The sequence below is a fragment of the Mesorhizobium sp. CNPSo 4670 genome, from assembly GCF_057784235.1.
Window position 1 is genome coordinate 48293 of the sequence record NZ_JBWJFQ010000025.1, and the last position, 24646, is coordinate 72938.

At 63.4% G+C, this 24646-nt stretch carries 23 protein-coding genes; 15 read left to right on the plus strand and 8 right to left on the minus strand.

Going from position 1 to position 24646, the window contains the following annotated elements:
• Positions 1-3 precede the first annotated feature (3 nt).
• Positions 4-1647 (minus strand): glucose-6-phosphate isomerase, encoded by a 1644-nt coding sequence (gene pgi / locus AC0ZT5_RS30140; RefSeq protein ID WP_488499403.1) that lies wholly within the window; start codon positions 1645-1647, stop codon positions 4-6.
• A gap of 299 nt (positions 1648-1946) precedes the next feature.
• Here pgi and pdxR point away from each other — a divergent pair, with 299 nt between their 5' ends.
• Together pdxR and AC0ZT5_RS30150 are read left to right on the plus strand one after the other, a co-directional pair.
• Positions 1947-3440, plus strand: coding sequence for a MocR-like pyridoxine biosynthesis transcription factor PdxR (pdxR, locus tag AC0ZT5_RS30145; protein ID WP_488499404.1), 1494 nt, complete (start codon positions 1947-1949; stop codon positions 3438-3440).
• A 191-nt stretch (positions 3441-3631) separates the two neighbouring features.
• Positions 3632-5218, plus strand: a complete 1587-nt coding sequence (locus AC0ZT5_RS30150) for a trimethylamine methyltransferase family protein (protein WP_488499405.1) — start codon at positions 3632-3634, stop codon at positions 5216-5218.
• A gap of 15 nt (positions 5219-5233) precedes the next feature.
• On the opposite strand, the gene AC0ZT5_RS30155 is transcribed toward AC0ZT5_RS30150, so the two are convergent.
• The 3 genes from AC0ZT5_RS30155 to AC0ZT5_RS30165 form a co-directional block, all read right to left on the minus strand.
• The gene (locus AC0ZT5_RS30155; protein ID WP_488499406.1) at positions 5234-5635 is read right to left on the minus strand and encodes a hypothetical protein; all 402 of its coding nucleotides are present in this window, start codon (positions 5633-5635) and stop codon (positions 5234-5236) included.
• Between the two features lie 123 nt (positions 5636-5758).
• Positions 5759-7144 carry a chromate efflux transporter gene (gene chrA / locus AC0ZT5_RS30160; RefSeq protein ID WP_488499407.1) on the minus strand — a complete coding sequence of 462 codons (1386 nt, stop codon included), beginning with the start codon at positions 7142-7144 and terminating at the stop codon, positions 5759-5761.
• Positions 7141-7965 (minus strand): chromate resistance protein ChrB domain-containing protein, encoded by an 825-nt coding sequence (locus AC0ZT5_RS30165; protein WP_488499408.1) that lies wholly within the window; start codon positions 7963-7965, stop codon positions 7141-7143. The genes chrA and AC0ZT5_RS30165 overlap by 4 nt, the downstream gene beginning before the upstream one ends.
• Here AC0ZT5_RS30165 and AC0ZT5_RS30170 point away from each other — a divergent pair.
• Positions 7964-8158, plus strand: coding sequence for a hypothetical protein (locus AC0ZT5_RS30170; protein WP_477281936.1), 195 nt, complete (start codon positions 7964-7966; stop codon positions 8156-8158). The two genes, AC0ZT5_RS30165 and AC0ZT5_RS30170, sit on opposite strands and share 2 nt — an antisense overlap.
• Here the strand turns inward: AC0ZT5_RS30170 and AC0ZT5_RS30175 are convergent.
• On the minus strand, positions 8152-9957 hold the full coding sequence (locus AC0ZT5_RS30175) for an IlvD/Edd family dehydratase (protein WP_488499409.1): 1806 nt from the start codon (positions 9955-9957) through the stop codon (positions 8152-8154). The two genes, AC0ZT5_RS30170 and AC0ZT5_RS30175, sit on opposite strands and share 7 nt — an antisense overlap.
• A gap of 146 nt (positions 9958-10103) precedes the next feature.
• On the opposite strand from AC0ZT5_RS30175, the gene AC0ZT5_RS30180 reads away from it, so the two are divergent.
• Positions 10104-10553 carry an SRPBCC family protein gene (locus tag AC0ZT5_RS30180; RefSeq protein WP_488499410.1) on the plus strand — a complete coding sequence of 150 codons (450 nt, stop codon included), beginning with the start codon at positions 10104-10106 and terminating at the stop codon, positions 10551-10553.
• Between the two features lie 29 nt (positions 10554-10582).
• Here the strand turns inward: AC0ZT5_RS30180 and AC0ZT5_RS30185 are convergent, their stop codons facing one another.
• Positions 10583-11758, minus strand: coding sequence for an Mrp/NBP35 family ATP-binding protein (locus AC0ZT5_RS30185; protein WP_488499437.1), 1176 nt, complete (start codon positions 11756-11758; stop codon positions 10583-10585).
• A gap of 217 nt (positions 11759-11975) precedes the next feature.
• On the opposite strand from AC0ZT5_RS30185, the gene AC0ZT5_RS30190 reads away from it, so the two are divergent.
• The 11 genes from AC0ZT5_RS30190 (at position 11976) to AC0ZT5_RS30240 (ending at position 22642) form a co-directional block, all read left to right on the plus strand.
• Entirely contained in the window at positions 11976-12353 is a 378-nt protein-coding gene (locus AC0ZT5_RS30190; RefSeq protein WP_488499411.1) for a VOC family protein, read from the plus strand.
• Positions 12354-12492: 139 nt separating this feature from the next.
• Entirely contained in the window at positions 12493-13392 is a 900-nt protein-coding gene (locus tag AC0ZT5_RS30195; RefSeq protein WP_488499412.1) for a LysR family transcriptional regulator, read from the plus strand.
• A 134-nt stretch (positions 13393-13526) separates the two neighbouring features.
• Positions 13527-14006, plus strand: coding sequence for a formate dehydrogenase subunit gamma (locus tag AC0ZT5_RS30200; protein ID WP_488499413.1), 480 nt, complete (start codon positions 13527-13529; stop codon positions 14004-14006).
• A complete protein-coding gene (locus tag AC0ZT5_RS30205; RefSeq protein WP_488499414.1) occupies positions 14003-15559 on the plus strand; it encodes a formate dehydrogenase beta subunit in 1557 nt (518 codons plus the stop codon). The genes AC0ZT5_RS30200 and AC0ZT5_RS30205 overlap by 4 nt, the downstream gene beginning before the upstream one ends.
• Positions 15560-15569: 10 nt before the next feature.
• Entirely contained in the window at positions 15570-18482 is a 2913-nt protein-coding gene (gene fdhF / locus AC0ZT5_RS30210; RefSeq protein WP_488499415.1) for a formate dehydrogenase subunit alpha, read from the plus strand.
• 2 nt (positions 18483-18484) lie between these two features.
• The gene (fdhD, locus tag AC0ZT5_RS30215) at positions 18485-19315 is read left to right on the plus strand and encodes a formate dehydrogenase accessory sulfurtransferase FdhD (protein WP_488499416.1); all 831 of its coding nucleotides are present in this window, start codon (positions 18485-18487) and stop codon (positions 19313-19315) included.
• Positions 19305-19616: a formate dehydrogenase subunit delta gene (locus AC0ZT5_RS30220; RefSeq protein WP_457151683.1), complete on the plus strand. Its 312-nt coding sequence runs from the start codon at positions 19305-19307 to the stop codon at positions 19614-19616. Before fdhD ends, AC0ZT5_RS30220 begins: the two co-directional genes overlap by 11 nt.
• Positions 19617-19727: 111 nt before the next feature.
• Positions 19728-21281: an alpha/beta fold hydrolase gene (locus AC0ZT5_RS30225; RefSeq protein ID WP_477281920.1), complete on the plus strand. Its 1554-nt coding sequence runs from the start codon at positions 19728-19730 to the stop codon at positions 21279-21281.
• A 109-nt stretch (positions 21282-21390) separates the two neighbouring features.
• Entirely contained in the window at positions 21391-21870 is a 480-nt protein-coding gene (locus tag AC0ZT5_RS30230; protein ID WP_488499417.1) for a carboxymuconolactone decarboxylase family protein, read from the plus strand.
• 87 nt (positions 21871-21957) lie between these two features.
• Entirely contained in the window at positions 21958-22320 is a 363-nt protein-coding gene (locus AC0ZT5_RS30235) for a nuclear transport factor 2 family protein (protein ID WP_488499418.1), read from the plus strand.
• A gap of 7 nt (positions 22321-22327) precedes the next feature.
• Complete coding sequence (locus AC0ZT5_RS30240; protein WP_095082641.1) at positions 22328-22642, plus strand: hypothetical protein; 315 nt, start codon at positions 22328-22330, stop codon at positions 22640-22642.
• A 52-nt stretch (positions 22643-22694) separates the two neighbouring features.
• On the opposite strand, the gene AC0ZT5_RS30245 is transcribed toward AC0ZT5_RS30240, so the two are convergent.
• Both AC0ZT5_RS30245 and AC0ZT5_RS30250 read right to left on the minus strand, forming a co-directional pair.
• Positions 22695-23180, minus strand: a complete 486-nt coding sequence (locus tag AC0ZT5_RS30245) for an ester cyclase (RefSeq protein WP_477281913.1) — start codon at positions 23178-23180, stop codon at positions 22695-22697.
• Positions 23181-23218: 38 nt separating this feature from the next.
• Positions 23219-24646, minus strand: a complete 1428-nt coding sequence (locus AC0ZT5_RS30250) for a gamma-aminobutyraldehyde dehydrogenase (protein ID WP_488499419.1) — start codon at positions 24644-24646, stop codon at positions 23219-23221.

Consider the following 24646-nt stretch of genomic DNA (forward strand, 5'->3'; position numbering starts at 1 on the left):
TACTCACTCCGAACCACGCAAATGCTGGATGTATCCCACCAGGCCAGCGGTCGATGCATCCCGCTTCGCGGCACTTTCCTTGCCCTCCACGACAGGCAAGAGGCCGGTGGCCAGTTCCTTGCCGAGCTCGACGCCCCACTGGTCGAAGGAATTGATGTTGAACAAAGTGCCTTCGACGAAGACGCGATGCTCGTAGAGCGCGATCAGCCGGCCGAAGGTGCGCGGGTCGAGCTTGCGGTAGAGGATGGTCAGCGAGGGCCGGTTGCCGGAGAAGACGCGGTGCGGGGCGATCTTGTCGACCTCGGCCGGCTTCATGCCCTTGGCCAGCATCTGGGCGCGCGCCTCCTCCGGCGTGCGGCCCTTCATCAACGCTTCCGACTGCGCCAGGCAGTTGGCGAGCAGCAGATCATGCTGATGCTTGAGGTCTGGCTCGTGGCCGACGGCCGCAGCGAGGAATTCGACCGGGATGAAATCGGTGCCCTGATGCAACAGCTGGAAGAAGGCATGCTGGCCGTTGGTGCCAGGCTCGCCCCAGACCAGCGGTCCGGTCGGCGTCGTCACCGCAACGCCTTCGAGGGTGACGCTCTTGCCGTTCGATTCCATATCGAGCTGTTGAAGATAGGCCGGCAGCCGGGACAGGCGCTGGTCATAGGGAATGACGGCACGCGCGGGATATCCGCAGATCACGCGATGCCACCACCCGACCAGCCCCAGCAGCGCCGGCAGGTTGTCCTGCACCGGCGCGGTGCGGAAATGCTCGTCCATCTCATGCGCCCCATCGAGGAAGGCGCGAAAATTCCGCGGCCCGACCGCGATCATCACCGGCAGGCCGATCGCCCCCCAGACCGAATAGCGGCCGCCGACCCAGTCCCAGAAACCGAAGACGCGATCCGATTCGATGCCGAACCTGGCCACCAGCTCGAGCGCGGTCGAGACGGCGGCAAAATGCTTGCCGACGGCTTCCTTGCCGAGTGCCTTCTGCACCCATTTGCGCGCCGTCTCGGCGTTGGTCATCGTCTCGACGGTGGTAAAGGTCTTGGAGGCGATGATGAAAAGCGTGGTTTCGGCCGACAGGCCCTTCAGCGTGTCGTGGATATGGGCGCCGTCGATGTTGGAGACGTAGTGCGCGCGCGGCCCGTCATGATAGGGGGCCAGCGCCAGCGTCGCCATGGCCGGGCCGAGATCGGAACCGCCGATGCCGATGTTGACGATGTCGGTGATTTTCTTGCCGGTGGCGCCGGCTGCCTTGCCGGAGCGCACGGCATCGGCAAAGGCGCCCATCGCGTCGAGCACGGCAGTGACGTCCGCCTTGACGTCCTGGCCATCCACGGTGACGCCCTTGCCGGTCAGGTTGCGCAGCGCCGTGTGCAGCACGGCACGGTTTTCGGTGACGTTGATCTTCTTGCCGGCGAACATCGCCGCACGGCGACCTTCGAGATCGGCTGCCGTGGCAAGTTTCTCCAGCAGGTCCATGGTGAGCGCGTCGACCGCGCATTTCGACCAGTCGAGCAACAGGTCGCCATCGGTGGCGGAGAATGTCTTGAACCGCTGCGGATCGGCGGCGAAGGCCTGGCGCATGCTGGCTGGCGCCGCGGCGCGATGATCGCGCAAGGCTGCGAGCTGTTTCTGGAAGGCTGACTGATCCACTGGCGGGACTCCTGGCGTTTTCGACGCACCATATCAGACCGGATGTTTCCGGCGCGTGTCGTCGCGCCAAAACTAGTGAGCCGAATTCTGTACGGTCAATACGCGGCGATGACGCGAATCGTCACGCGGCGACGATGCAGGCGCGTCCCGAGATGGGCGGAGTGCCGGATTTTCCGCCGAAGGATCACTGGCATAAATCCCAACGATCAGAAAAATTGATTGGCGCAACCCCTTGTGCCACCGTTACATTCGACTGGTCCAGCCAAGCGAAAAAAGTTGGCCATCGAGGAACATCTTCCATGCCACAGCGAAACGACACGGCGATATGGTCCGGCCTGTTCCGGATTTCGGCCGAATCCGGCCAGACCCTGCAGGCACAGATCCGCCAAGCCATCGTGGCCGCCATTCTCGACCGCCAGATTGCCGCTTCGATGCCGCTTCCCTCCTGCCGGATCCTGGCCGAAAAACTCGGCGTGGCACGCGGAACCGTGGTGCTGGCCTTCCAGCAGCTCGTCGACCAGGGCTTCCTGGTGGCACGCGAGCGGCGTGGCCATTTCGTCAATCCCGATGTGCTGGCGACACCGGCCAAGCCGCACCAGAAGGCGCCCGACCAGGCCAACGAGATCGACTGGAAGGCACGCCGCAAGATCGCCGCCAGCGACATGCCGCCGCCGGCCAAGCACGAGAACTGGATCAAGTCGTCCTACCCCTTCGTCTACGGCCAGTTCGACCCTGCGCTGTTCCCGACCGCCGAGTGGCGCGAGTGCAACCGCATGGCACTTGCCGTGCTCGAAATCCGCAACTGGGCGTCCGACATGGTCGATCGCGACGATCCGCTGCTGATCGAACAGATCCAGGCCCGGCTGCTGCCGCGGCGCGGCATCTTCGCCAATCCCGACGAAATCATCGTCACGCTGGGCGCCCAGAACGCGCTCTACATGCTGGCAACGCTGCTGATGAGCAAGGGCTCCAAGGTGGCGATGGAGGACCCTGGCTACCCCGACGCACGCTCGATCTTCCGCCTTGCGGGTGCCGACATACAGCCGGTGCCGGTCGACCAGTCCGGCATCGTAACCACTTCTATTCCCAATGATTCCGGGTTCGTCTTCGTCACGCCCAGCCATCATTGCCCGACCATGGTACCATTGTCGGCGGAACGGCGGCAGGATCTCCTGGCGCGGGCCAACCGCTACAACCAGATCATCATCGAGGACGGCTATGACAGCCAGCTTCTCGACGAGGCGCCGCAGCAGGCCTTGAAGAGCCTCGACCGCTCCGGCCGCGTCGTCTATGTCGGCTCGATGTCGAAGACGCTGGCTCCGGGCCTGCGGCTCGGCTACATCGTCGCCTCGGCCGGACTGATCTCGGAACTCCGGGCGCTGCGCCGCTTCATGCTGCGCCATCCGCCTGCCAACAACCAGCGCGCCGTCGCGCTGTTCCTGTCGCTCGGCCATCACGAGGCACTTGTGCGGCGGCTGTCGAGCGCCTTCGACGAGCGGCGCAAGCGCCTGGTCCATGCGATTTCCGCTTTCCTGCCGGAATGGCGTTCGACCGATTCGGCCGGCGGCACATCGCTGTGGCTCGAAGGGCCGCGCGGCACCGATTCGCGCGGACTGGCCGAGGCAGCCGCCTCGCGCAGCGTCATCATCGAGCCGGGCGATCGTTTCTTCGATCGCACTGAAAAGCCTTCGCGTTTCATGCGGCTGGGCATTTCCTCGATCGCGCTGCAGCACATCGAGCCGGGCATCCGCGAACTGGCCACCGCCGCCGGACGCAGGCCGGCCGCCGCCTGATCCACCGCCCGCCCCCCTTGCCGGAGCCGCACAGCGTGGCTCCGGCTCCATTAGCTCTGGCATATGCAGCCGGACCGTCTGGCTCATAGGCTGTGCCAATGCCGGCGGCATAGTCGGGGCACAAAGGGGAAGGAGCAGCCGATGGTGGACCAACCGCCGCGCCCTGCTTCTCGGAAAGGTGGAGTGTCTCCATGTCAGTTCTTGAAAAGCAGGAAGCGGCGGCGGATCAGCGTTCGCGCCGCTCCGGCGGGCGCGAAGCGCGCCGCGCCATGCGGGCAGCACCGTTGGCCGACGACATCAAGCCGGTGCGCGCCGGCCTCGAAGGCGGCAGCTATGGGCCGCTGACCGAGAACGACCAGGAACGCATCCACGAAGCCGTGTTGACGCTCTTGGAAACGGTTGGCTTCGCCAATGCCATTCCCTCTTGCATCGAAGCGCTGACCGAGGCCGGCGCCAGCTATGGCGACGATGGCCGCATCCGTTTCCCCCGCGCGCTCGTGCTCGACACGATCAAGAAAGCGGCACGGCATTTCACGCTCCACGGCCAGGACCCCAAGCACGACATGCTGATCAAGGGCAAGCGCGTGCATTACGGCACGGCGGGCGCCGCCGTGCATCTGGTCGATGTCGAAAAGCGCGAATACCGCGAGTCGCTGCTGCAGGACATCTATGACGCCGCCCGCCTCGTCGAGGGGCTCGACAACATCCATTTCTTCCAGCGGCCGATGGTGCCGCGCGACATTCCCGACCCGCTCGATATGGATTTCAACACGCTGTACGCCTGCGTGATGGGCACGTCGAAGCATGTCGGCACCTCGTTCACGGTGCGCGAGAACGTGAAGCCGGCGCTCGAAATGCTCTATGCCATTGCCGGCGGCGAGGAGAATTTCCGCGCCCGGCCGTTCGTCTCGAACTCCAACTGCTTCGTCGTGCCGCCGATGAAGTTCGCCGAGGACGCCTGCGGCGTGCTCGAAGCGTGCGTCGAAGGCGGCATCCCGATCCTCTTGCTGTCGGCCGGACAGGCCGGTGCCACGGCCCCGGCGGCGATTGCCGGTGCGGTGGTGCAAGCAGTGGCCGAAGTGCTGGTCGGCCTTATCTATGTCAATGCCATCAAGCCGGGGCATCCGGCGATCTTCGGCACCTGGCCGTTCGTGTCGGATCTCAGGACCGGCGCCATGTCAGGCGGTTCGGCCGAGCAGGCGGTGCTGACCTCGGCCTGCGCGCAGATGGCGCAATTCTACGACCTGCCGGGCGGCTCGGCCGCGGGCATGACGGATTCGAAGCTGCCCGACATCCAGTCCGGCTATGAAAAGGGCATCACCGATGTGATGGCCGGCCTTGCCGGGCTCAACCTGGTTTACGAATCGGCCGGCATGCATGCCTCGCTGCTCGGCTTCTGCCTGGAGAGCCTGATCATCGACAATGACATGCTCGGCCACTGCCTGCGCTGCGTGCGCGGCATCGAGGTGACCGACGAGGCGCTGTCGATCGACACCATCGCCGATGTCTGCCTGAAGGGTCCGGGCCACTATCTCGGCAATGAGCAGACGCTGCGGCTGATGCAGACCGAATATTTCTATCCGGCCGTCGGCGACCGCTTTTCGCCCAAGGAATGGAACGAAAAGGGCCGGCCCGACATCCTGCAGCGGGCGATCATCGAAAAGAAACGCGTGCTTGCCGAGCGCTTTCCGCGCCATGTGCCGAAGCTGATCGACGACAGGCTGCGCGCCCGCTTTGGCGAGATGATCAAGCTGCCGCGTGGCAGCATGGGTGGGTAGGCCCCCGCAAAACAATCACTCGCTAACCAGCCCATAGCGCTCGACGACTTCGGCATCGATCAGCTTGGCGTGCAGCGTCATCAGCACGATTTGCGCATCGAAACTGTCGCCGGTTTCAAGGGCAGCCTCGATCCGGCGCTCTGCCTCCAGCCTGTTCTGAAGTCCATTGGATCGCTCGAAGGCTTCCGGGCCAGCGATGCAATAGCTGAACAGCCGCGCCACTTCTGGATAAGCTTGTGTGGGCGGCTCGCCGGGCCAGCGATCCTTCATCAGATTGACGATGGTGAGTTTTACCCCCTCCGGCACGAGGGCGGGATGAAGGTCGGCGCCACGCAATGCCGCATCGAGCTGCCTCAAGTCGCCCGAGCGGCCGAACATTCCGAGGAAGCCAAGGGAAGAGCGTCGTGGCGCCATCATGTTCCAATCCGTTTCAAACCACTTAGGTGGTTCGCAAGCGGAATACAAAGGCAGTGACCTCTAAAGCGCGTCACATTGAAACGGGTTCACGCGACGCGCCTTATGCCTTTGCCGTTGTGCATGTCAGCCACTTGCCGCCAACAGCAAGACACCGGCAAGGGCCGATCCAGCAAGCGTCGGCAGCATGCCGATTCTAAGCTTCAGGACGGCGATCATGGTGGCGCAGGAAAGCAGAGCCGCGCGCCAGTCGATCGACGAAAACACCGGCACATTCATGCCGAGGCCCATCGCGTGCACATCACGGAAAATGACGTGCAAGGCGAACCACAGAGCCAGGTTCATGATCACCCCGACAACAGCGGCGGTGATCGCGCCAAGTGCCGCCGACAAGGCCTTGTTGCCGCGCAGGGCCTCGATATAGGGCGCGCCGAGGAATATCCAGAAGAAGCAGGGCGTGAACGTAACCCACAACGTCAGCAGCGCCCCTAGCGATCCGGCAAGCAACGGGTCCAGCGAGCCGGGGTGGCGGAACGCTGCTATGAAGCCAACGAACTGCAACACCAGGATGAGCGGACCCGGCGTCGTTTCGGCAAGCCCCAAACCGTCGACCATTTCACCGGGAGCGAGCCAGCCGAAGGACTGGACGGCTGCCTGCGCGACATAGGCAAGCACCGCGTAGGCACCGCCGAAGGTGACGACCGCCATGAGACTGAAGAACCGGCCGATCTCGGTCCAGACGCTTGCAGAGCCGGTCAGCCACCAGATCAACAGAACAGGCCCGAACCAGATCGGCAGCCAGATCGCAATCGTGCGCGGCGCATGCCATCTCGTCGGCCTGAGGTGGGCCAACTCGCCGCGCTCGAACATCAGGTCGACCGCACCCTTGATATCGGCAACACCGTCCTTGCCATGTGCCGAGATGGAAAACAGCGCCGGCGCAATGCGGTTTCCCAGCCATCCTGCCAGGCCCGCAAGCAGGATGATGAGCGGGAACGGCACATTCAACGCATAGATGGCGATGAAAGCCGAGACCGCGATCGACACCATGACCCGGTTCTTAAGGGCACGCCGTCCAATCCGGATCACGGCCTGGATGACAATGGCGAGCACCGCCGCCTTCACCCCGAAAAACAGCGCCTCGACGAGCGGTACGTCGCCATAGAGCACGTAGAGGCTGCTCAGGACGAGCATGACGAGCGCGCCCGGCACGACGAACAGGATGCCGGCGACAAGGCCGCCGATCGTCCTGTGCAGCAGCCAACCGATATAGATGGCGAGTTGCTGCGCTTCGGGGCCAGGCAGCAGCATGCAATAGTTCAGCGCATGCAGGAAACGCTGCTCGCCGATCCAGCGCCGATCCTCGACCAGTTCCTTGTGCATCAATGCGATCTGCCCGGCCGGCCCACCGAAGCTGAGCAGTCCGATTTTTGCCCAGAGCTTCATAGCTTCGGTGAAGGTCGGTGCAACCGGCGGCTGGACCACAGTATCTTGCGACACAAGCGTGCTCATGACGATTTGCCCGCGCCTGCACCGGGCCAGTTGTGCGTTTCGTCAGTGGCGTCACGACACCAACGAAAGAACGCATCGTAGAGCAGCATGCCTGCGTCCAGCTGTTCCAGGTCGTCGCGAAACATGCGCGACAGGCCAAGCGAAGCCGCCAGGAAGCCGGCAGCCTGGGGAACAAGGTCGAGGCTTGCGGTGTCGGCCGCGCGCACGATCAGGGCAAGGCGATCGAGCGCCTCGGATTCCAGCCCGAACTCCTCGATCATCGTGTCGAAGGTGCAGCGTTCGCCGCGATGGCTCCAGAACACATCGTCGATGTCGAAAGGCACGGCCTGGAAGCGATCGGCTACGGCAAGAACTTCGGCCGGCTCGACAAACAGAAAGATCGCGTGAGGATCGACGAAACGCCGGATCAGCCAGGGGCAGGCGATGCGATCCACCTTCGGGCGGGCTCGCGTCACCCACACAGTGCGGCCCTTTTCGTCGCGCGAAGGCAAGGTGTCGGTGCGAAGCAGAAGTCCCTTTGCATCACGCCAGGCTTCGAACCCACCGTCGAGGCTTTCGGCGGAAATACCCTCATGGCGCAGCCATGCGGCGACACCTTGCGAGAGTTTCAGCCCTTTCTGGCAAACGACCGTCACTGGCTTGTCGGTGAACTCGTCGGCCCAGGTCGAAACGGTTTTGAAATCGCGCCGGCTGGAGGCCGGCAGAAGGCGTGGATCGGCGTCGAAGTCTTCATCGATACGGACATCGACGACGACAGGCGCGCCTGGCAGACCGATCAAACGGGATAGTTGCGATACGGTGATAGCGGTTGTTGACGGCATGGCGTCCACCTCCTGGAAAGAGAAGCTTGGACGCGAACGTTGGGCTGACGCCTCACGGGGTCGTCGCGATACACCCCTTGTCACAATGGTGGATGCATCGCGCGGGCTTGTCAAGGATGGCGGCGGCCTGATCCGGATCAAGCCGCCGTTTGTCATTTATGTAAGCATCTACGAACAGATGCTCGCTCAGTGATTGTCCCTGGGGACACCTCTGGTGTGCGCGACATCCTGGTATTTCACCGCCGGCTTCAGCACCATTCCCTCTGAAAACTGCGCGACCATGCCGCGCTGGATCTCCTGCCAGGGCGTCTGGTGCTTGGGATATTCATAGCCGCCATTGTTCTGCAGTTCGGCGCGGCGCCGGGTGATCTCGTCGTCGGTGACGAGGATGTCGGCCGTACCCTTGCGAAGGTCAATGCGGACACGGTCGCCCGTCTTGAGCAGCGCCAGCCCGCCGCCGATCGCGGCTTCCGGCGAGGCGTTGAGGATCGACGGCGAACCCGACGTGCCGGACTGGCGGCCATCGCCGATGCAGGCGAGCGCATGGATGCCCTTCTTGATCAGATAGGCCGGCGGCTGCATGTTGACGACCTCGGCGCCCCCGGGATAGCCGATCGGACCGGCGCCGCGCATGAACAGGATCGTGTGTTCATCGATGCCTTGCGCCGGATCGTCGATGCGGGCGTGATAGTCCTCGGGCCCGTCGAAGACCATGGCGTTGCCTTCGAAAGCCTCGGGATCCTTCGGATTGGAGAGATAGCGCTCGCGGAATTCGGGCGAGATGCCGCTGGTCTTCATGATCGCGGAATCGAACAGATTGCCCTTGAGGTTGATGAAGCCGGCATTGGCCTTCAGCGGCGCGGCAACGGTGCGGATGACGTCGGTGTTCTCGTTGGCGACACCCTCGCTATTCTCACCGATCGACTTGCCGTTGACCGTGCGCGCGCCGGGATGCGGCATCAGCCCGCCCTTCATCAGTTCGGCGATGACCGCCGGCACGCCGCCGGCATGATGGTAATCCTCGCCAAGATATTCGCCCGTCGGCTGCAGATTGACCAGCAGCGGCACATTGAGGCCGACAGTCTGCCAGTCGTCATTGTCGAGCTTGACGCCGAGATGGCGGGCGATTGCGTTGAGATGGATGGGCGCGTTGGTCGAGCCGCCAATGGCCGAATTGACGACAATGGCGTTCTCGAAAGCCTCTCTCGTCATGATGTCGGACGGCTTGAGGTCTTCATGCACCATGTCGACGATGCGTTTGCCGGTCTCGTAGGCGATCTGGCCGCGCTCGCGATAAGGCGCGGGGATGGCGGCCGAGCCCGGCAATTGCATGCCAAGCGCCTCGGCCAGCGAGTTCATCGTCGTGGCGGTGCCCATGGTGTTGCAATAGCCGGTGGACGGCGCCGAGGAGGCGACGATGTCCATGAACTCGTCATAATCGATCTCGCCGGCAGACAGGCGCTGGCGCGATTCCCAGACGATGGTGCCGGAGCCGGTGCGCTTGCCCTTGTGCCAGCCGTTGAGCATCGGGCCGACCGACAGCGCGATCGCCGGGATATTGACGGTGGCTGCCGCCATCAGCAGGGCCGGCGTTGTCTTGTCGCAGCCGATTGTGAGCACGACGCCATCGAGCGGATAGCCGTAAAGCACTTCGACCAGGCCGAGATAGGCAAGGTTGCGGTCAAGAGCCGCGGTCGGGCGCTTGCCGGTCTCCTGGATCGGATGGCACGGGAATTCGAACGGAATGCCACCCATAGAGACGATGCCTTCGCGCACGCGCTTGGCCAGCTCGATGTGATGCCGGTTGCAGGGCGAGAGATCCGAACCGGTCTGGGCGATGCCGATCAGCGGCTTGCCGGACATCAGTTCAGCCCGCGTCAGGCCGTAATTCAGGTAGCGCTCTAGGTAGAGCGCCGTCATGCCCGGATTGTCGGGATTGTCGAACCACTCCTGCGAGCGAAATTTTTTCTTCCTGGTTGGGGCGCCTGCCATCGTGGTCTCCGTATTTGTAAGACAAATCGATATGGCAACGCGCGGGAGCAGGCAAGAGGGCGCAGGGTCGCATCCGGACTTTGGTGCGATAGACAGGCATGCAGCCGTGCGTTAGGGCTTCGATCAATCGTGTCAGGGAGGTTTTCATGGCTTTGGTGATCGAAGGCGAAGAGCGCATTGCCGCGCCCCTGCAAAAGGTGTGGGAAGCGCTGAACGATCCCGAGGTCTTGAAGGCGACGATTCCCGGCTGCCAGAGCCTGGAGATGAAGTCGCCGACCGAGATGGCGGCGACCGTGGTGGTGAAGATCGGACCGATCAAGGCGACGTTCAATGGCGAGGTGACGCTCAAGAACCTCAAGCCGCCGCATTCCTACACCATCCAGGGCGAAGGCAAGGGCGGCATCGCCGGCTTTGCCAAGGGCGGTGCCGACGTGACGCTGACAGAGGATGGGCCGGATACCACGGTGCTGAAATACGCGGCCAAGGCCGATGTCGGCGGCAAGATCGCGCAACTCGGCAGCCGGCTGATCGAATCGACCTCGAAGAAACTGGCCGGGCAGTTTTTTTCCAGCTTCGGCGAGAAGGTTGGCGGCTGAGTCCCTCCCCTTGAGGGGGGATATCCGCATCACTCGAACACGATGTTCGGCACCGCATCCGCGGCCGCACCACGCTCTTCGTTGATCCGGTCCCAAACCTTCGAAGCGATATCCCTGTAGATCCTTGCTTCGGCGCCGTCGGGCTTCGAGACGACCACCGGCGTACCGGCATCCGAGCTCTCGCGAATGCCCATCTCGAGCGGCACTTCGCCAAGGAAGGTGACGCCCAGACGCTCGGCCTCGCGGCGCGCGCCACCATGGCCGAAGATGTCGTAGCGCTTTCCCGTATCCGGAGCGATGAAATAGCTCATGTTCTCGACGATGCCGAGCAGCGGCACGTCGACCTTCTTGAACATGTTCAGGCCCTTGCGTGCATCGATCAGCGCCAGATCCTGCGGCGTCGAGACGATGACGGCGCCGGCCAATGGGACTTGCTGAGCCATGGTCAGTTGCGCGTCGCCGGTGCCGGGCGGCATGTCGACGACGAGCACGTCGAGCCGGCCCCATTCGACCTCGCGTAGCATCTGCGTCAGCGCCGACATAACCATCGGACCGCGCCAGATCATCGGTGTCTCCTCATCAACGAGGAAGCCCATCGACATCACTTTAAGCCCGTAATTCTCCATCGGTTTCAGGATCTTGCCGTCGACGGTCTGCGGCCGACCATGGATGTTGAGCAGGCGCGGCATGGACGGGCCATAGATGTCGGCGTCGAGCACGCCGACGCGCAAACCATTGGCGGCGAGGCCAAGAGCGATGTTGACGGCCGTGGTCGACTTGCCGACACCACCCTTGCCGGAAGCGACGGCAATGATCGCATCGATGCCAGGTACGCCACGCCTGCCCTGGCTGTGCGAAGCCGGAGCGTGCGGAGCGGCACGCGGCGCGGTGGGAGCCGGCGGCGCTGGCCTGGGTGCAGGTCGCGATGGAACCGGCGCCTCCATGCCGCCGCCTTTCTTTTCCGCCGTCAGTGCAACGACCGCGCCGGCAACGCCGGGAATAGCCTTGACGACACGCTCGGCAGCAGCCCGCAGCGGTTCCATCTCCTGGGCGCGGGCGGCGGGAACGGTGATCGAGAAGAAGACCTTGGAATCGGCGATGAAAATCTCGGAAACCATGCCAAGGTCAACGATGTTGCCGGTGAAATCCGGGCCATTGACCGTCTTCAGCCGCTCGGTGACGATTTCCTTGGTGACGGACATCAGTTCTTCCTTATGCAAGCTTTGGCCCTGAGATAGTGCAGTTTCCGGACAGAACCAAGCCGTGGAGCAATAGCTGCCTTGGTGTGCCCGCAAAAACGACGGGCGGTGTCGGAGCAGCCGGCATTTTGCAGACCGGCGATCGCCAAACGGCCCCTCTGATCTATTTCAAGGATCGACATGAGCAATCAATCGAGATGAGCAATCAGGGAAGGAGACGATCATGCTCGCAAACAGCAATGCAACGGCCAATGTGGCGGTGAAAGACCTGGCCAGGGCAAAGGCCTTTTATGAAGGGACGCTGGGCCTCAAGCAGGTGGATGAGATGGGTGGCGAGCTGATCGTCTACAAAAGCGGCGACACGCTTATCAATGTCTATCATTCGCAGTTCGCAGGCACCAACAAGGCGACGGCGGTGACCTGGACGGTCGGCGACGAGATCGGGACCATCGTCAAGTCGTTGAGGTCGAAGGGTGTCGCCTTCGAGCACTATGAGATGCCCGGCCTGACGCTGGAGGGCGACCTGCATGTCGGCTACGGCATGAAGGTCGCAAGGTTCAAGGATCCCGACGGCAATATCCTGAACCTCGTCGACAAATAGGCGATTGCGCATTTCGCGGAGCGGCGGGCGCATGATCCGGAACAGGCACTCCTGGCCGGTTTTCCTGGAACCGGTGACGCGCTTTAACCGTTTGTTTTGCTGCATTTATGCGGACGCCAAAATGCTCTAGCTTCCGTCCATGATCGACAAGCTGGAATTCTTCATCGCATTGGCCAGGGAGGAGCATTTCGGCCGAGCGGCGGAGCTGTGTGGTGTCACCCAACCGACGCTTTCGGCCGGCATCAAGCAACTCGAGGGACAGCTCGGCGTGATGCTGGTGCTGCGCGGCTCGCGTTTCCAGGGGTTGACGCCGGAAGGCAAGCAGGTGCTGGTCTGGGCGCGCCGCATCGTTGGCGATACCCGCACTATGCGCGAGGAGATGCGGGCCGCGCGCCACGGTCTTTCCGGCCGCATCCGCATCGCCGCCATCCCGACGGCGCTGGCCATGGTGGCGCGGCTGACGACGCCGTTTCGCGCAAAACATCCCGGCGTCACCTTCTCGGTGTTGTCGCGGACCTCGATCGAAGTGCTGTCCCTGCTCGGCAATTTCGATATCGACGCCGGCATCACCTATCTCGACAATGAGCCGCTGGGGCGGGTGACCAGCGTGCCGCTCTATGACGAGCGCTATCAACTGATCACAGCGATGGGAAATCCCTATTCCGACCGCGACAAAGTGACATGGGCGGAGCTCAGCAGCCTGCCGCTCTGCCTGCTGACGCCGGACATGCAGAACCGCCGCATCATCGACCAGCACCTGGCCGAGGCCGGGGTGCAGGTGCGGCCGACACTCGAATCCAATTCGATGATCGTACTGTTTTCGCACATCCGCACCGGCAAATGGTCATCGATCATGCCGCTTAACCTAGCGGAAACATTCGGCTTTTCTGAACCGATCCGGGCCATTCCGATCGTCGAGCCGGACGCCAGCCACACGGTCGGCCTGGTAGCTGCGCCGCGCGAGCCGCACACGCCACTGGTCTCGGCGCTGCTGGACGAGGCGATGGCGCTGGCGGACGATTTCCACGCCCGCCGCTAGGCTAGACAGTAGCGACTGACCAAGCTCGATAGAAGATTTCTATCGAGCAACGAAACAGCTTTATTGATTCCGAGGGTTTCCTCTGATTTTGTAAAGACTTAGCGATAAAAGCTATCGACCAGGGAGGGCGCTGCATGCCAATGCAGCCTGCAAGTACCGAGATCACATCGCGCACGACCGCGATCATCCAGGAGCTGAAAGGCCTCGAAGGCCCGCTGCTGCCGATCCTGCACGGCATCCAGGAAGAGTTCGGCCATGTGCCGCAGGATGCGCTGCCAGTCATCGCCGAGGCGCTGAACATCTCCAGGGCCGAGGTGCACGGGGTTGTCACCTTCTATCACGATTACCGCAGCCATCCGGCCGGCCGGCATGTGCTGAAGGTCTGCCAGGCAGAATCCTGCCAGTCGATGGGTTCCGACGCCATCGCCGCCAAACTGAAGCAGTTGCTGGGCATAGGCTTCCACGAGTCGACCCGCGACGGTTCGGTGACGCTGGAGCCGGTCTATTGTCTCGGCCTGTGCGCCTGTTCGCCCGCCGCCATGCTCGATGGCGAAGTGATCGGGCGGCTCGATGACGAGAAGCTCGACGAGATCGTTGCCGAGGTGCGCTCATGATCCCGCGTATCTACATTCCCGCCGATTCCGGCGCACTGGCGCTTGGCGCCGAAAAGGTCGCCAAGGCGATCGCCAGTGAACTGGCGGAGCGCGGCATCGAGGCCAAGATCGTGCGCAACGGCTCGCGCGGCGCTTATTTCCTCGAACCCATGGTCGAAGTTGCGACAGCCAACGGCCGCGTCGCCTATGGCCCGGTCAAGCCATCCGACGTCAAAAGCCTGTTCGACAGCGGCTTCCTCACCGGCGGCCCTCACAAGCGCTGGCTGGGCGCGCCGGACAAAATCCCCTTCCTGGCCAAGCAGACGCGGCTGACCTTCGCGCGTTGCGGCGTCATCGATCCGCTGTCACTCGAATCCTACAAGAAGCATGGCGGTTTGAACGGGCTGACGAACGCGTTGGCATTGACGCCCGCCGCCATTGTCGCCCAAGTCACCGAATCCGGACTGCGCGGGCGCGGCGGCGCGGGCTTCCCGACCGGCATCAAGTGGAAGACGGTGCTCGATACCACTGGCGACCGTAAATACATCGTCTGCAACGCCGACGAAGGCGACTCGGGTACCTTCGCCGACCGCATGATCATGGAGGGTGACCCCTTCGTGCTGATCGAAGGCATGACGATCGCCGGAATCGCCACGGGTGCCACCAAAGGCTTTGTCTACGTCCGCTCGGAATATCCGCATGCAGTGGCGATGATGAACAAAGCCGTCGAGGTTGCCCGCAAGGCCGGCGTGCTTGGCGCGAGCGTGTTGGGCTCACCCTACACTTTCGACATGGAGATCAGGGTCGGCGCAGGCGCCTATGTCTGCGGCGAGGAGACGGCGCTGCTTGACTCGCTCGAAGGCAAGCGCGGCATGGTCCGCGCAAAGCCGCCGTTGCCGGCTCACAAGGGGCTGTTCGGCAAGCCGACGGTGATCAACAACGTCATCTCGCTGGCCTCGGTGCCCGTCATCATGGACAAGGGTGCGGCCTTCTACAAGGATTTCGGCATGGGCCGCTCGCGCGGCACGATCCCGATCCAGATCGCCGGCAACATCAGGTATGGCGGCCTGTTCGAAGCGGCCTTCGGCATGACGCTGGGCGAGATCGTCGACGACATCGGCGGCGGCACGGCGACGGGACGCCCGGTCAAGGCGGTGCAGGTCGGCGGACCGCTCGGCGCCTATTTCCCGCGCTCGCTGTTCGACACGCCGTTTGATTATGAAGCCTTCGCGGCCAAGGACGGGCTGATCGGCCATGCCGGCATCGTGGTGTTCGACGACACTGCCGACATGCTGAAACAGGCACGCTTCGCCATGGAGTTCTGCGCCATCGAAAGTTGCGGCAAGTGCACGCCCTGCCGCATCGGCTCTACGCGCGGTGTCGAGACCATCGACAAGCTCGCCGCGGGCATCGAGCCGGAGAAGAACCTCGCTCTGGTCACCGACCTCTGCAACACGATGAAGTTCGGCTCGCTCTGTGCGCTGGGCGGCTTCACGCCTTACCCGGTCATGAGCTCGATCACCCATTTCCCCGACGACTTCAAGCCGGCGCCCGTGCGCGTGGCTGCTGAATAGGAGCTGGCAGATGAACATCAAGGCCGACTTCCCATCACTCGTCGAAGAGATCGACTACGGAACCCCGCAATCGAAGGCGCAGAAGCAGGTCACGCTGAGCGTCGACGGCCGCAGCATCACCGTGCCGGAAGGCACCTCGATCATGCGTGCCGCGATGGAAGGCGGGGTCGAGATCCCGAAGCTTTGCGCCACCGACATGCTGGACTCTTTCGGTTCATGTCGTGTCTGCCTTGTCGAGATCGAAGGGCGCGGCGGCACGCCAGCATCCTGTACGACACCTGTCGGCGAAGGCATGGTGGTGCATACGCAGTCCGGGCGGCTTGATGCCATTCGCCGCGGCGTCATGGAGCTTTACGTCTCCGACCATCCGACCGGCTGGAACGAGACGGCCGGAACCGGCGCCAGCGAGTTCGACACGGTGGCGAAGTCGATCGGCTTGACCGAGAACCGCTACGGCATCGAGGGCCGCAACCACGTCAAGCAGGAAAACGGCGTGGCGCCCGGCCATGGCTCGCTGACGGTCGATTACATCGCACGCGACGAATCCAACCCCTATTTCACCTATGATCCTACGCAATGCATCGTCTGCTCGCGCTGCGTGAGGGCCTGCGAAGAGGTGCAGGGCACCTTCGCACTGACTATCGAAGGACGTGGTTTCGAATCCAGGGTTTCGGCGGGAATGCACGAGGCGTTCATCGATTCGGAATGCGTGTCCTGCGGCGCCTGCGTGCAGGCCTGTCCGACCGATGCGCTGCGCGAAAAAACAATCCTTGCAAAAGGCCTGCCGGAGCGCTCGGTCGTCACCACCTGCGCCTATTGCGGCGTTGGCTGCTCGTTCAAGGCCGAAGCGAAGGATGACGAGGTCATTCGCATGATGCCCTACAAGGAGGGCAAGGCGAACCACGGTCATTCCTGCGTCAAGGGCCGTTTCGCCTATGGCTACGCCACCCACAAGGACCGCATCTTGTCGCCGATGATCCGCGAAAAGATCACCGACCCCTGGCGCGAGGTGACTTGGGAAGAGGCTATTTCCCACACGGCCAAAGAATTCCGCCGTATCCAGTATCAGTACGGCCGCACCGCGATTGGCGGCATCACCTCGTCGCGCTGCACCAACGAGGAAACCTACCTCGTCCAGAAGATGGTGCGGCAGGGCTTCCGCAACAACAATGTCGACACCTGCGCGCGCGTCTGTCACTCGCCGACGGGCTACGGGCTCGGCCAGACCTATGGCACCTCGGCCGGCACGCAGGATTTCGACTCCGTCGACTACACAGACGTTGCCGTCATTATCGGTGCCAATCCCGTTTCGGCCCACCCGGTGTTCGCCTCGCGGCTGAAGAAGCGGCTGCGTCAGGGCGCCAAGCTGATCGTGCTCGATCCCCGTCGCACCGAGATGGTCAAGTCGACACATGTTGAAGCGGATTATCACCTGCCGCTGAAGCCCGGCACCAATGTGGCGGTGCTGACGGCGCTGGCGCATGTGATCGTCACCGAGGGTCTTTTCAACGAGGCCTTCATTCGCGAACGTTGCGACTGGGCGGAGTTCCAGGATTGGGCATCGTTCGTCGCCTTGCCGGAAAACAGCCCTGAAACCGTCGGCAAACTGTCCGGCGTCGATCCGGAGCTGATCCGCGGCGCGGCGCGTCTCTATGCTACTGGGGGCAACGGCGCGATCTATTACGGCCTCGGGGTGACGGAACACAGCCAGGGCTCAACCACGGTGATGGCGATCGCCAACCTCGCCATGGCCACCGGCAATATCGGCCGGCCGGGCGTCGGCGTGAACCCGCTGCGTGGCCAGAACAATGTGCAGGGCTCCTGCGACATGGGCTCGTTCCCACACGAGCTGCCGGGCTACCGTCATATCTCCGGCGAAGCCGTGCGCGACATCTATGAAAGCCTGTGGGGCGTGAAGCTGGACGACGAACCCGGCCTGCGCATCCCCAACATGCTGGACGCCGCCGTCGACGGCAGCTTCAAGGGCATCTACATCCAGGGCGAAGACATTCTGCAGTCCGATCCCGACACCAAGCATGTCGCCGCCGGTCTGGCTGCCATGGAATGTGTCGTCGTGCATGACCTCTTCCTCAACGAGACGGCGAACTACGCGCATGTCTTCCTGCCGGGCTCGACCTTCCTCGAGAAGGACGGCACCTTCACCAATGCCGAGCGTCGCATCAACATGGTGCGCAAGGTTCTGGAGCCGAAGGCGCGCTACGCCGATTGGGAAGCGACGCAGGAGCTTGCCCGGGCGATCGGGCTGGATTGGAACTACCAGCATCCCTCCGAGATCATGGACGAGATCGCCCAGACGACGCCGAGTTTCGCCGGCGTCTCCTTCGAGTTGCTCGACCGTGTCGGATCCGTGCAATGGCCCTGCAACGAGAAGGCACCGCTCGGCACCCCGATCATGCATATCGATGGTTTCGTGCGCGGCAAGGGCAAGTTCATCCGCACCGAATATGTGGCAACGGACGAAAGGACCGGCCCGCGCTTCCCGCTGCTGCTGACCACCGGCCGCATCCTGTCGCAGTACAATGTCGGCGCGCAGACCAGGCGCACCGACAACATCATGTGGCACAGCGAGGACCGGCTGGAGATCCACCCGCACGATGCGGAGAATCGCGGATTGCGCGACGGCGACTGGGTCCGGCTGACAAGCCGCTCGGGCGAGACCACGTTGCGCGCGCTGATCACCGACCGGGTGTCGCCCGGCGTGGTCTACACGACCTTCCACCATCCGGACACGCAGGCCAACGTCATCACCACCGACTTTTCCGACTGGGCGACCAACTGCCCGGAATACAAGGTGACGGCGGTGCAGGTCGGCGCCTCCAACGGCCCGTCGGAATGGCAGCGCGACTATGACGAACAGGCCAAGCAGAGCCGGCGCATCGCCTCGCTGCAAGCGGCGGAGTAGTCTTGAGCGAGCGCCGCAAAGCCACGACGCAGGTCTCGCGGCTGGCGCGTCGCGCGAGCGGGACGACGGCTGCCAACCGGATGGTGCCGGAAGAGACGCCGGTGGCGTTCTCGTTTGCCGGCACCACCCATGCGGTGATGATGGCAAGCCCGGCCGATTTCGAGGATTTCGCGCTTGGCTTCTCGCTGACCGAAGGCATCATCGCCAAGCCTGACGAGATCGAAGCCATCGAGGTCGAGGATCATGGCGCCGGCATAGATATCCAGATCCGGTTGAAGGACAGCGCCAATACGCGTTTCGAAGCGCGGCGCAGACGACTGGCCGGCCCGGTTGGTTGCGGATTGTGCGGCATCGAATCGATCGAAGAAGCGATGCGTTCGGTCGACGCGGTCGGTTCGTCGACGCTTACATTTGATGCCGACGATATCGTCCGCTCGGTCAAGCTATTGTCGAAAGTGCAGCCACTGCACACCGAAACCGGAGCCGTGCACGCCGCCGGCTTCTATGTGCCGGGCAAGGGCATCGTCATGGTGCGCGAGGATGTCGGCCGCCACAATGCGCTCGACAAACTCGCAGGTGCGTTGGCGAAAGCCGGCATCGATGGCTCGACGGGCGCTGTGGTGGTGACATCGCGCGTTTCGGTCGAAATGGTGCAGAAGACGGCGGCTATCGGCGCCGCAATCATCGTCGCCGTTTCGGCGCCGACCGCGCTCGCCATCCGCACTGCGGAGGCCGCCGGGATGACCCTCGTTGCGCTGGTTCGCGGCGATGATTTCGACATTTTCACCCACCCCGACCGGGTGGTTTGCGGAGTTGCCAAGCATGTCGCATGACGAAGAACACATCATGAGCACCAGCGAGAAGCTGGTGCGCATGGCAAACCAGATCGCCGATTTTTTCCATTCCAAGCCGCGCGAGGAAGGCATTGCCGGCGTCGCCGAGCATATCAACAAGTTCTGGGAGCCGAGGATGCGGCGGCAGTTGTTCGATTTGCTGGATGGCGGCACCGAGAATTTCAACGAGTTGGTGGTCGCCGCCTCGGCCAAGATCAGGCGACCGATCACGCCGGCTGAGGCCGACCTTCGACTCGGGCTCGAGGCCTCCCCGGCCGACGTCGCCGCTTCGCAAAAATAACGCCGAGGCACCGCGCCCTATTTCTTCCATCGCTAAAGTTTGAACTGCCGCGATCAGGCTGTTCTGCTATGGTTTGAGGACCAGAAGTCGTCAGGCCGGGGGCGGAACCTCGTGAGGCCGATCGAGACCCGATATGCCCGTAGCGGCGATGTGCGGATCGCCTATCAGGTGGTCGGGCAGGGATCGTTCGATCTCGTCTTCGTGCCCGGCTTCATTTCCAATCTCGACCTGCACTGGGAAGACGAAGGCTACAGCCGGCTCCTAAAACGGCTTTCGGCGTTCTCGCGGCTGATCCTGTTTGACAAGCGCGGCACGGGACTGTCCGACCGAGTCGACGCGCATCACCTGCCCAGCCTCGAAACGCGCATGGACGATGTGCGTGCCGTGATGGACGCGACCGGCAGCGGCCGGGCGGCACTGCTTGGCGCCTCGGAAGGCGCGCCCATGGCGATGCTGTTCGCCGCCACCTATCCGGAAAGGACGCGGGCGCTGGCGCTCTATGGCGGCTATGCGCATTTCCACAAATGGGTGATGTCGCCGGAACGCCTCGAGGCCTTCATCGAGACGGCTGAAACGTCATGGGGCACGGGTGCTACCTTGCCCAGCTTCGCCCCCGGCCGGGTCGACGACCCGCATTTCACGCAATGGTGGGCGCGCTTCGAGCGTTTGTCGGCAAGCCCGACCGCAGCGGCGGCACTGGCGCGCATGAACGCCGGGATCGACGTGCGCGGCGTGCTGGCGGCAATCAGCGCGCCAACGCTGCTGATCCATCGCCGCAACGATGTGCGGGTCGATCCTGACGCCAGCCGCTTCCTGGCCAAGACCATCCCGAATGCGCGACTGGCGGAAATCCCCGGGCGCGACCATCCGATCTGGACCGGCGATGTCGATCGTGTGGCTGATCTGATCGAGGAATTCCTGACCGGCGCACGCGCCGTGGCGGAAGCGGAGCGCGTGCTTGCGGCGCTTTTGGTGACACGTATCCATGACACGGCGCGGCTCGGCGACCGCATGTGGAGCGAACGCAGCCAGCGCTTCCAGGAAACATGGCGAACCCTTGTCGGACGCCATGGCGGGCGCTGCGTGGATACGCATGGCGAAGTGATGATTTCACGTTTCGACGGACCGGGGCGGGCCTTGCGATGCGCGGCGGCGTTGCGCGACGCAGCGCAGGAAATCGGCGTCGCGAGCGCGCAGGGGGCCCATGTCGGCGAGATCGAGTTGCGCGGATCGCCGGAAGGGCTGACAGGTCGCGTCACGATGCAACTCGCTGCTCATGCCGGGCGCGGCGACATCCTGGCATCGCGGCTGGTCGCGGAGCTGGCGGCCGGCTCAGGGCTCCATTTCGCCGATGCCGGCCGCATCAGCATCGACGAACTGGACGAGCCGCTGGCGCTCGTGCTGGCGATGTCCGAACAGCATCTGGAACCGGCCTGCCGTCCCAAGGCCAGGGCGACGGAGCCGGCTTCGCTGACGGCGCGCGAGAGCGAGGTTGTGAGCCTGATTGCCGACGGCAAGAGCAATGCCGCGATTGCCGCCGAGCTCAGGCTGAGCGAGCACACGGTCAAGCGCCACGTCGCCAACATACTGCTCAAGCTCGACCTGCCCTCGCGGGCCGCGGCAGCTGCATTTTCCGCCAGGCACACTGGCCCGGACGGGCCATAGGAGCCATGGCGCTTTCGGGCGAAGCGGCACGAGGCCTGCAGGCGCTATCAATTCTCTCCATACGGGCCAGGCGGATGTTGCCGGGAAAGGCCCGCCAAGGGAGGATCAAATGCTGAAGTCAAACCGGACACTCGGATCGCTGGTGATTGCGGCAGGTGTTGGAGCGTTGTTCGCTATCGCTCCTGCAAAGGCCGAGGACGCGTCTGCGACGGCTGCCTACAAGGACATCCAGGCGACGCTCGGCTCGGTGCCGGACATGTTCAAGACCTTGCCGGATGTGGCCGTCGCCGGCGCCTGGGCCGAGATCAAGGGCGTGCAGCTCAACCCGAAGACCGCGCTCGACGGCAAGACCAAGGAACTGTTGGGGCTCGCCGTCGCAGCGCAGATCCCATGCCAATACTGCATCTATTTCCATACGGAGGCGGCCAAGCTCAACGGCGCCAACGACGAGGAGATCAAGGAGGCGGTGGCGATGGCCGCGATCGTGCGCCACTGGTCGACGATGCTCAATGGCAGCCAGGTCGACCTCGCGACCTTCAAGAAGCAGACCGACGACGTGTTCGCAGCCGTCAAGGCCAAGTCGCAGTGAAAGAAATCCTGCAGGGCGATGAGCGCCCGGCAGCATCATGATCATCGACCGCCCGATCGCGAAGACGGGCATAAGGAGGATAATAAAATGCTGACCAAGACACAGACAGTAGACGGCACGGCGATCAAGAAGGCGATCGAAGGCCGTGATGGAAAGATGCTGTCGAGCTTCTATGCCGACGACGCGCTGGTGCGGGTGATCGACCGCAACAACCCGCCGAGCAAGCCGCGCGAGATCCGCGGGCGCGCAGCGATCAGCACGTTCTGGGACGACATCTGCAGCCGGGCGATGACCCACAAAGTCGATACCACGATCGCCGATGGCGACAGCCTCGCCTTCACCCAGGCCTGCACCTATCCGGACGGCACGAAAGTGTTCGCGGCAGCGATGCTGGAGATGAAGAACGGGCGGATCGCACGGCAGACTGTCGTGCAGGCCTGGGACGAGTGAGGCGTCCATGTTCAGCGCCAGATGGCAGATCGACGCCAAGTTCGGGCACAAGCAGACCGTGCTCGAACTGATGAAGAAATGGGAACGCGAGATCGGCTCGCAGGTCGGCCTCGCCGACCTGGAATTCCAGATCATGACCGGATCGATCGGCGCGCGGGAGGCGACGATCGAATCCCATCACAAGGTCGAAAGCCTGGCCCAGCTGGAGGCGTTCTTCGCCAAGATCGGCAAGATCGACGCCCACGCCAAATGGGGCAAGGAGTTGGAGCCCTATGTCGTATCGGGCACCAGCCTGTGGAATATCTATCGCATTGTGGAGTAGTGGCCGACGCCCTTCTCCCCGGCAACGGGGAGAAGGGGAGCAGACGTCGCTGCTACATCAGACCAAGCTGCTTGTAGAAGCCGAGCGCATCGTAATAGTCGCTTTGGGTGGCGACTTTGCCGTCCTTGATCGAGAACATCGAGGCGCCGGTGAAGGAGAATTTCTTGCCTGTGGCGGCGGTGCCGTCGGCCCAGGCGCCGGTATTGGTGCCGGAAAACTCCCATTCGAACGAGACACGGTCGCCCTCTACGACGGGCGCGCCCTTCATCGTCCACACCGCGTCGGGGACTGCTTTCAGGAAATTGTCGATGACGCCGGTCTTGGCGGCTTCCTTGCCCTTGATCGGTTTGCCGACAGAAGCGTCGTAGTAGGTGACGTCGTCGGCGAAGTAGCCGGCCGCCTTGGCCGCGTCATGGGCGTTCCAGGCGGCGACATAGGCTTCGACCACCGATTGCGCGGTGTCGGCGGCAAAAGACGGCGCCGCGACGAAGAGCGCGGCGGCGACAGCTGCGGATGTCAGAAATTGGCGGCGATGCATGGTTCTTTCCTCCCTTGTTGATGGCTTCCTTCAGCGCGCTAGCCGTGAGCCACCATCACATGACGCACGGCGGTGTAGTCTTCCAGCGCATAGAGCGACATGTCCTTGCCGTAGCCGGATTGCTTCAACCCGCCATGCGGCATCTCGTTGGTCAGCATGAAGTGGGTGTTGATCCAGGTGCAGCCATATTGCAGCCGGGCAGCGGTCGCCATGGCGCGCGAGACATCCTTGGTCCACACGGATGACGCCAGGCCATAGTCACTGTCATTGGCCCAGTTTACCGCCTCGTCGACCTCGGAAAAACGGGTGACGGAGACGACCGGGCCGAATACCTCACGGCGCACGATCTCGTCTTCCTGCAGCGCGCCGGCAACGACGGTCGGCTGGTAGTAGAAGCCCGAGCCCTCGCCCGGCTTGCCGCCGGTGGTGATCTCGATGTGCTTCAGTTCCGAGGCGCGCTCGACGAAGCTCGAGACACGGTCGCGCTGGCGGCGCGAGATCAGCGGCCCGATCTCGTTTTCGGTGTCGTCGGGGCGATTGTACTTGATGGTCGAGACAGCCGAGGACAGATCGGCGACGAGCTTGTCGTAGATCTTCTTGCCGGCATAGATGCGGCATGCGGCGGTGCAGTCCTGACCAGCATTGTAGTAGCCGAAGGCACGCAGGCCGTTGACCACCGCGCCGAGGTCGGCGTCATCGAAAACGATGACCGGCGCCTTGCCGCCGAGTTCGAGATGCGTGCGCTTGACCGACTTGGCGGCCGCCTGCAGCACCTTCTTGCCGGTGGCGACATCGCCGGTGATCGAGATCATGTTGACCTTGGGGTGATTGATCAGCGTGTTGCCGACGCTCTCGCCGCGGCCGAGCACGACATTGACGACGCCTTCCGGCAGGATTTCGGCAAGGATTCTTGCCAGCTTCAGTGCCGTCAGTGGCGTCTGCTCCGACGGCTTGAACACCACGGTGTTGCCGCCGGCGATCGCCGGCGCCAGCTTCCAGGCCATCATCATCAGCGGATAGTTCCACGGCGCGATCGAGGCGACGATGCCGATGGCGTCGCGGCGTACCATCGAGGTATGGCCGGGCAGATATTCGCCGGCGACTACGCCTGGCATCGAGCGCACGGCGCCGGCAAAGAAGCGGTAGCAATCGACGATCGCAGGGATCTCGTCATTGAGCACGGCGTTGATCGGCTTGCCGCAGTTGAGCGCCTCGAGCGTCGCGAACCCTTGTGCCTCGGCCTCGATGCGATCGGCGATCTTCAGGAGATAGCCGGAGCGCTGCGCCGGCGTGGTGCGTGACCACAAGACGAACGTTTGTTCCGCGGCCGTGACCGCCGCCTCGATCTGCGCCTGGCTGGCTTCGGGAAGGTTGAGGATAGTCGCCCCGGTCTTTGGATTGAGGATCGGCTCCTCGGTTTCGGTGCCCTTCTCGAATTTCGAGCCGATCAGCATCTGGGTGTCCAT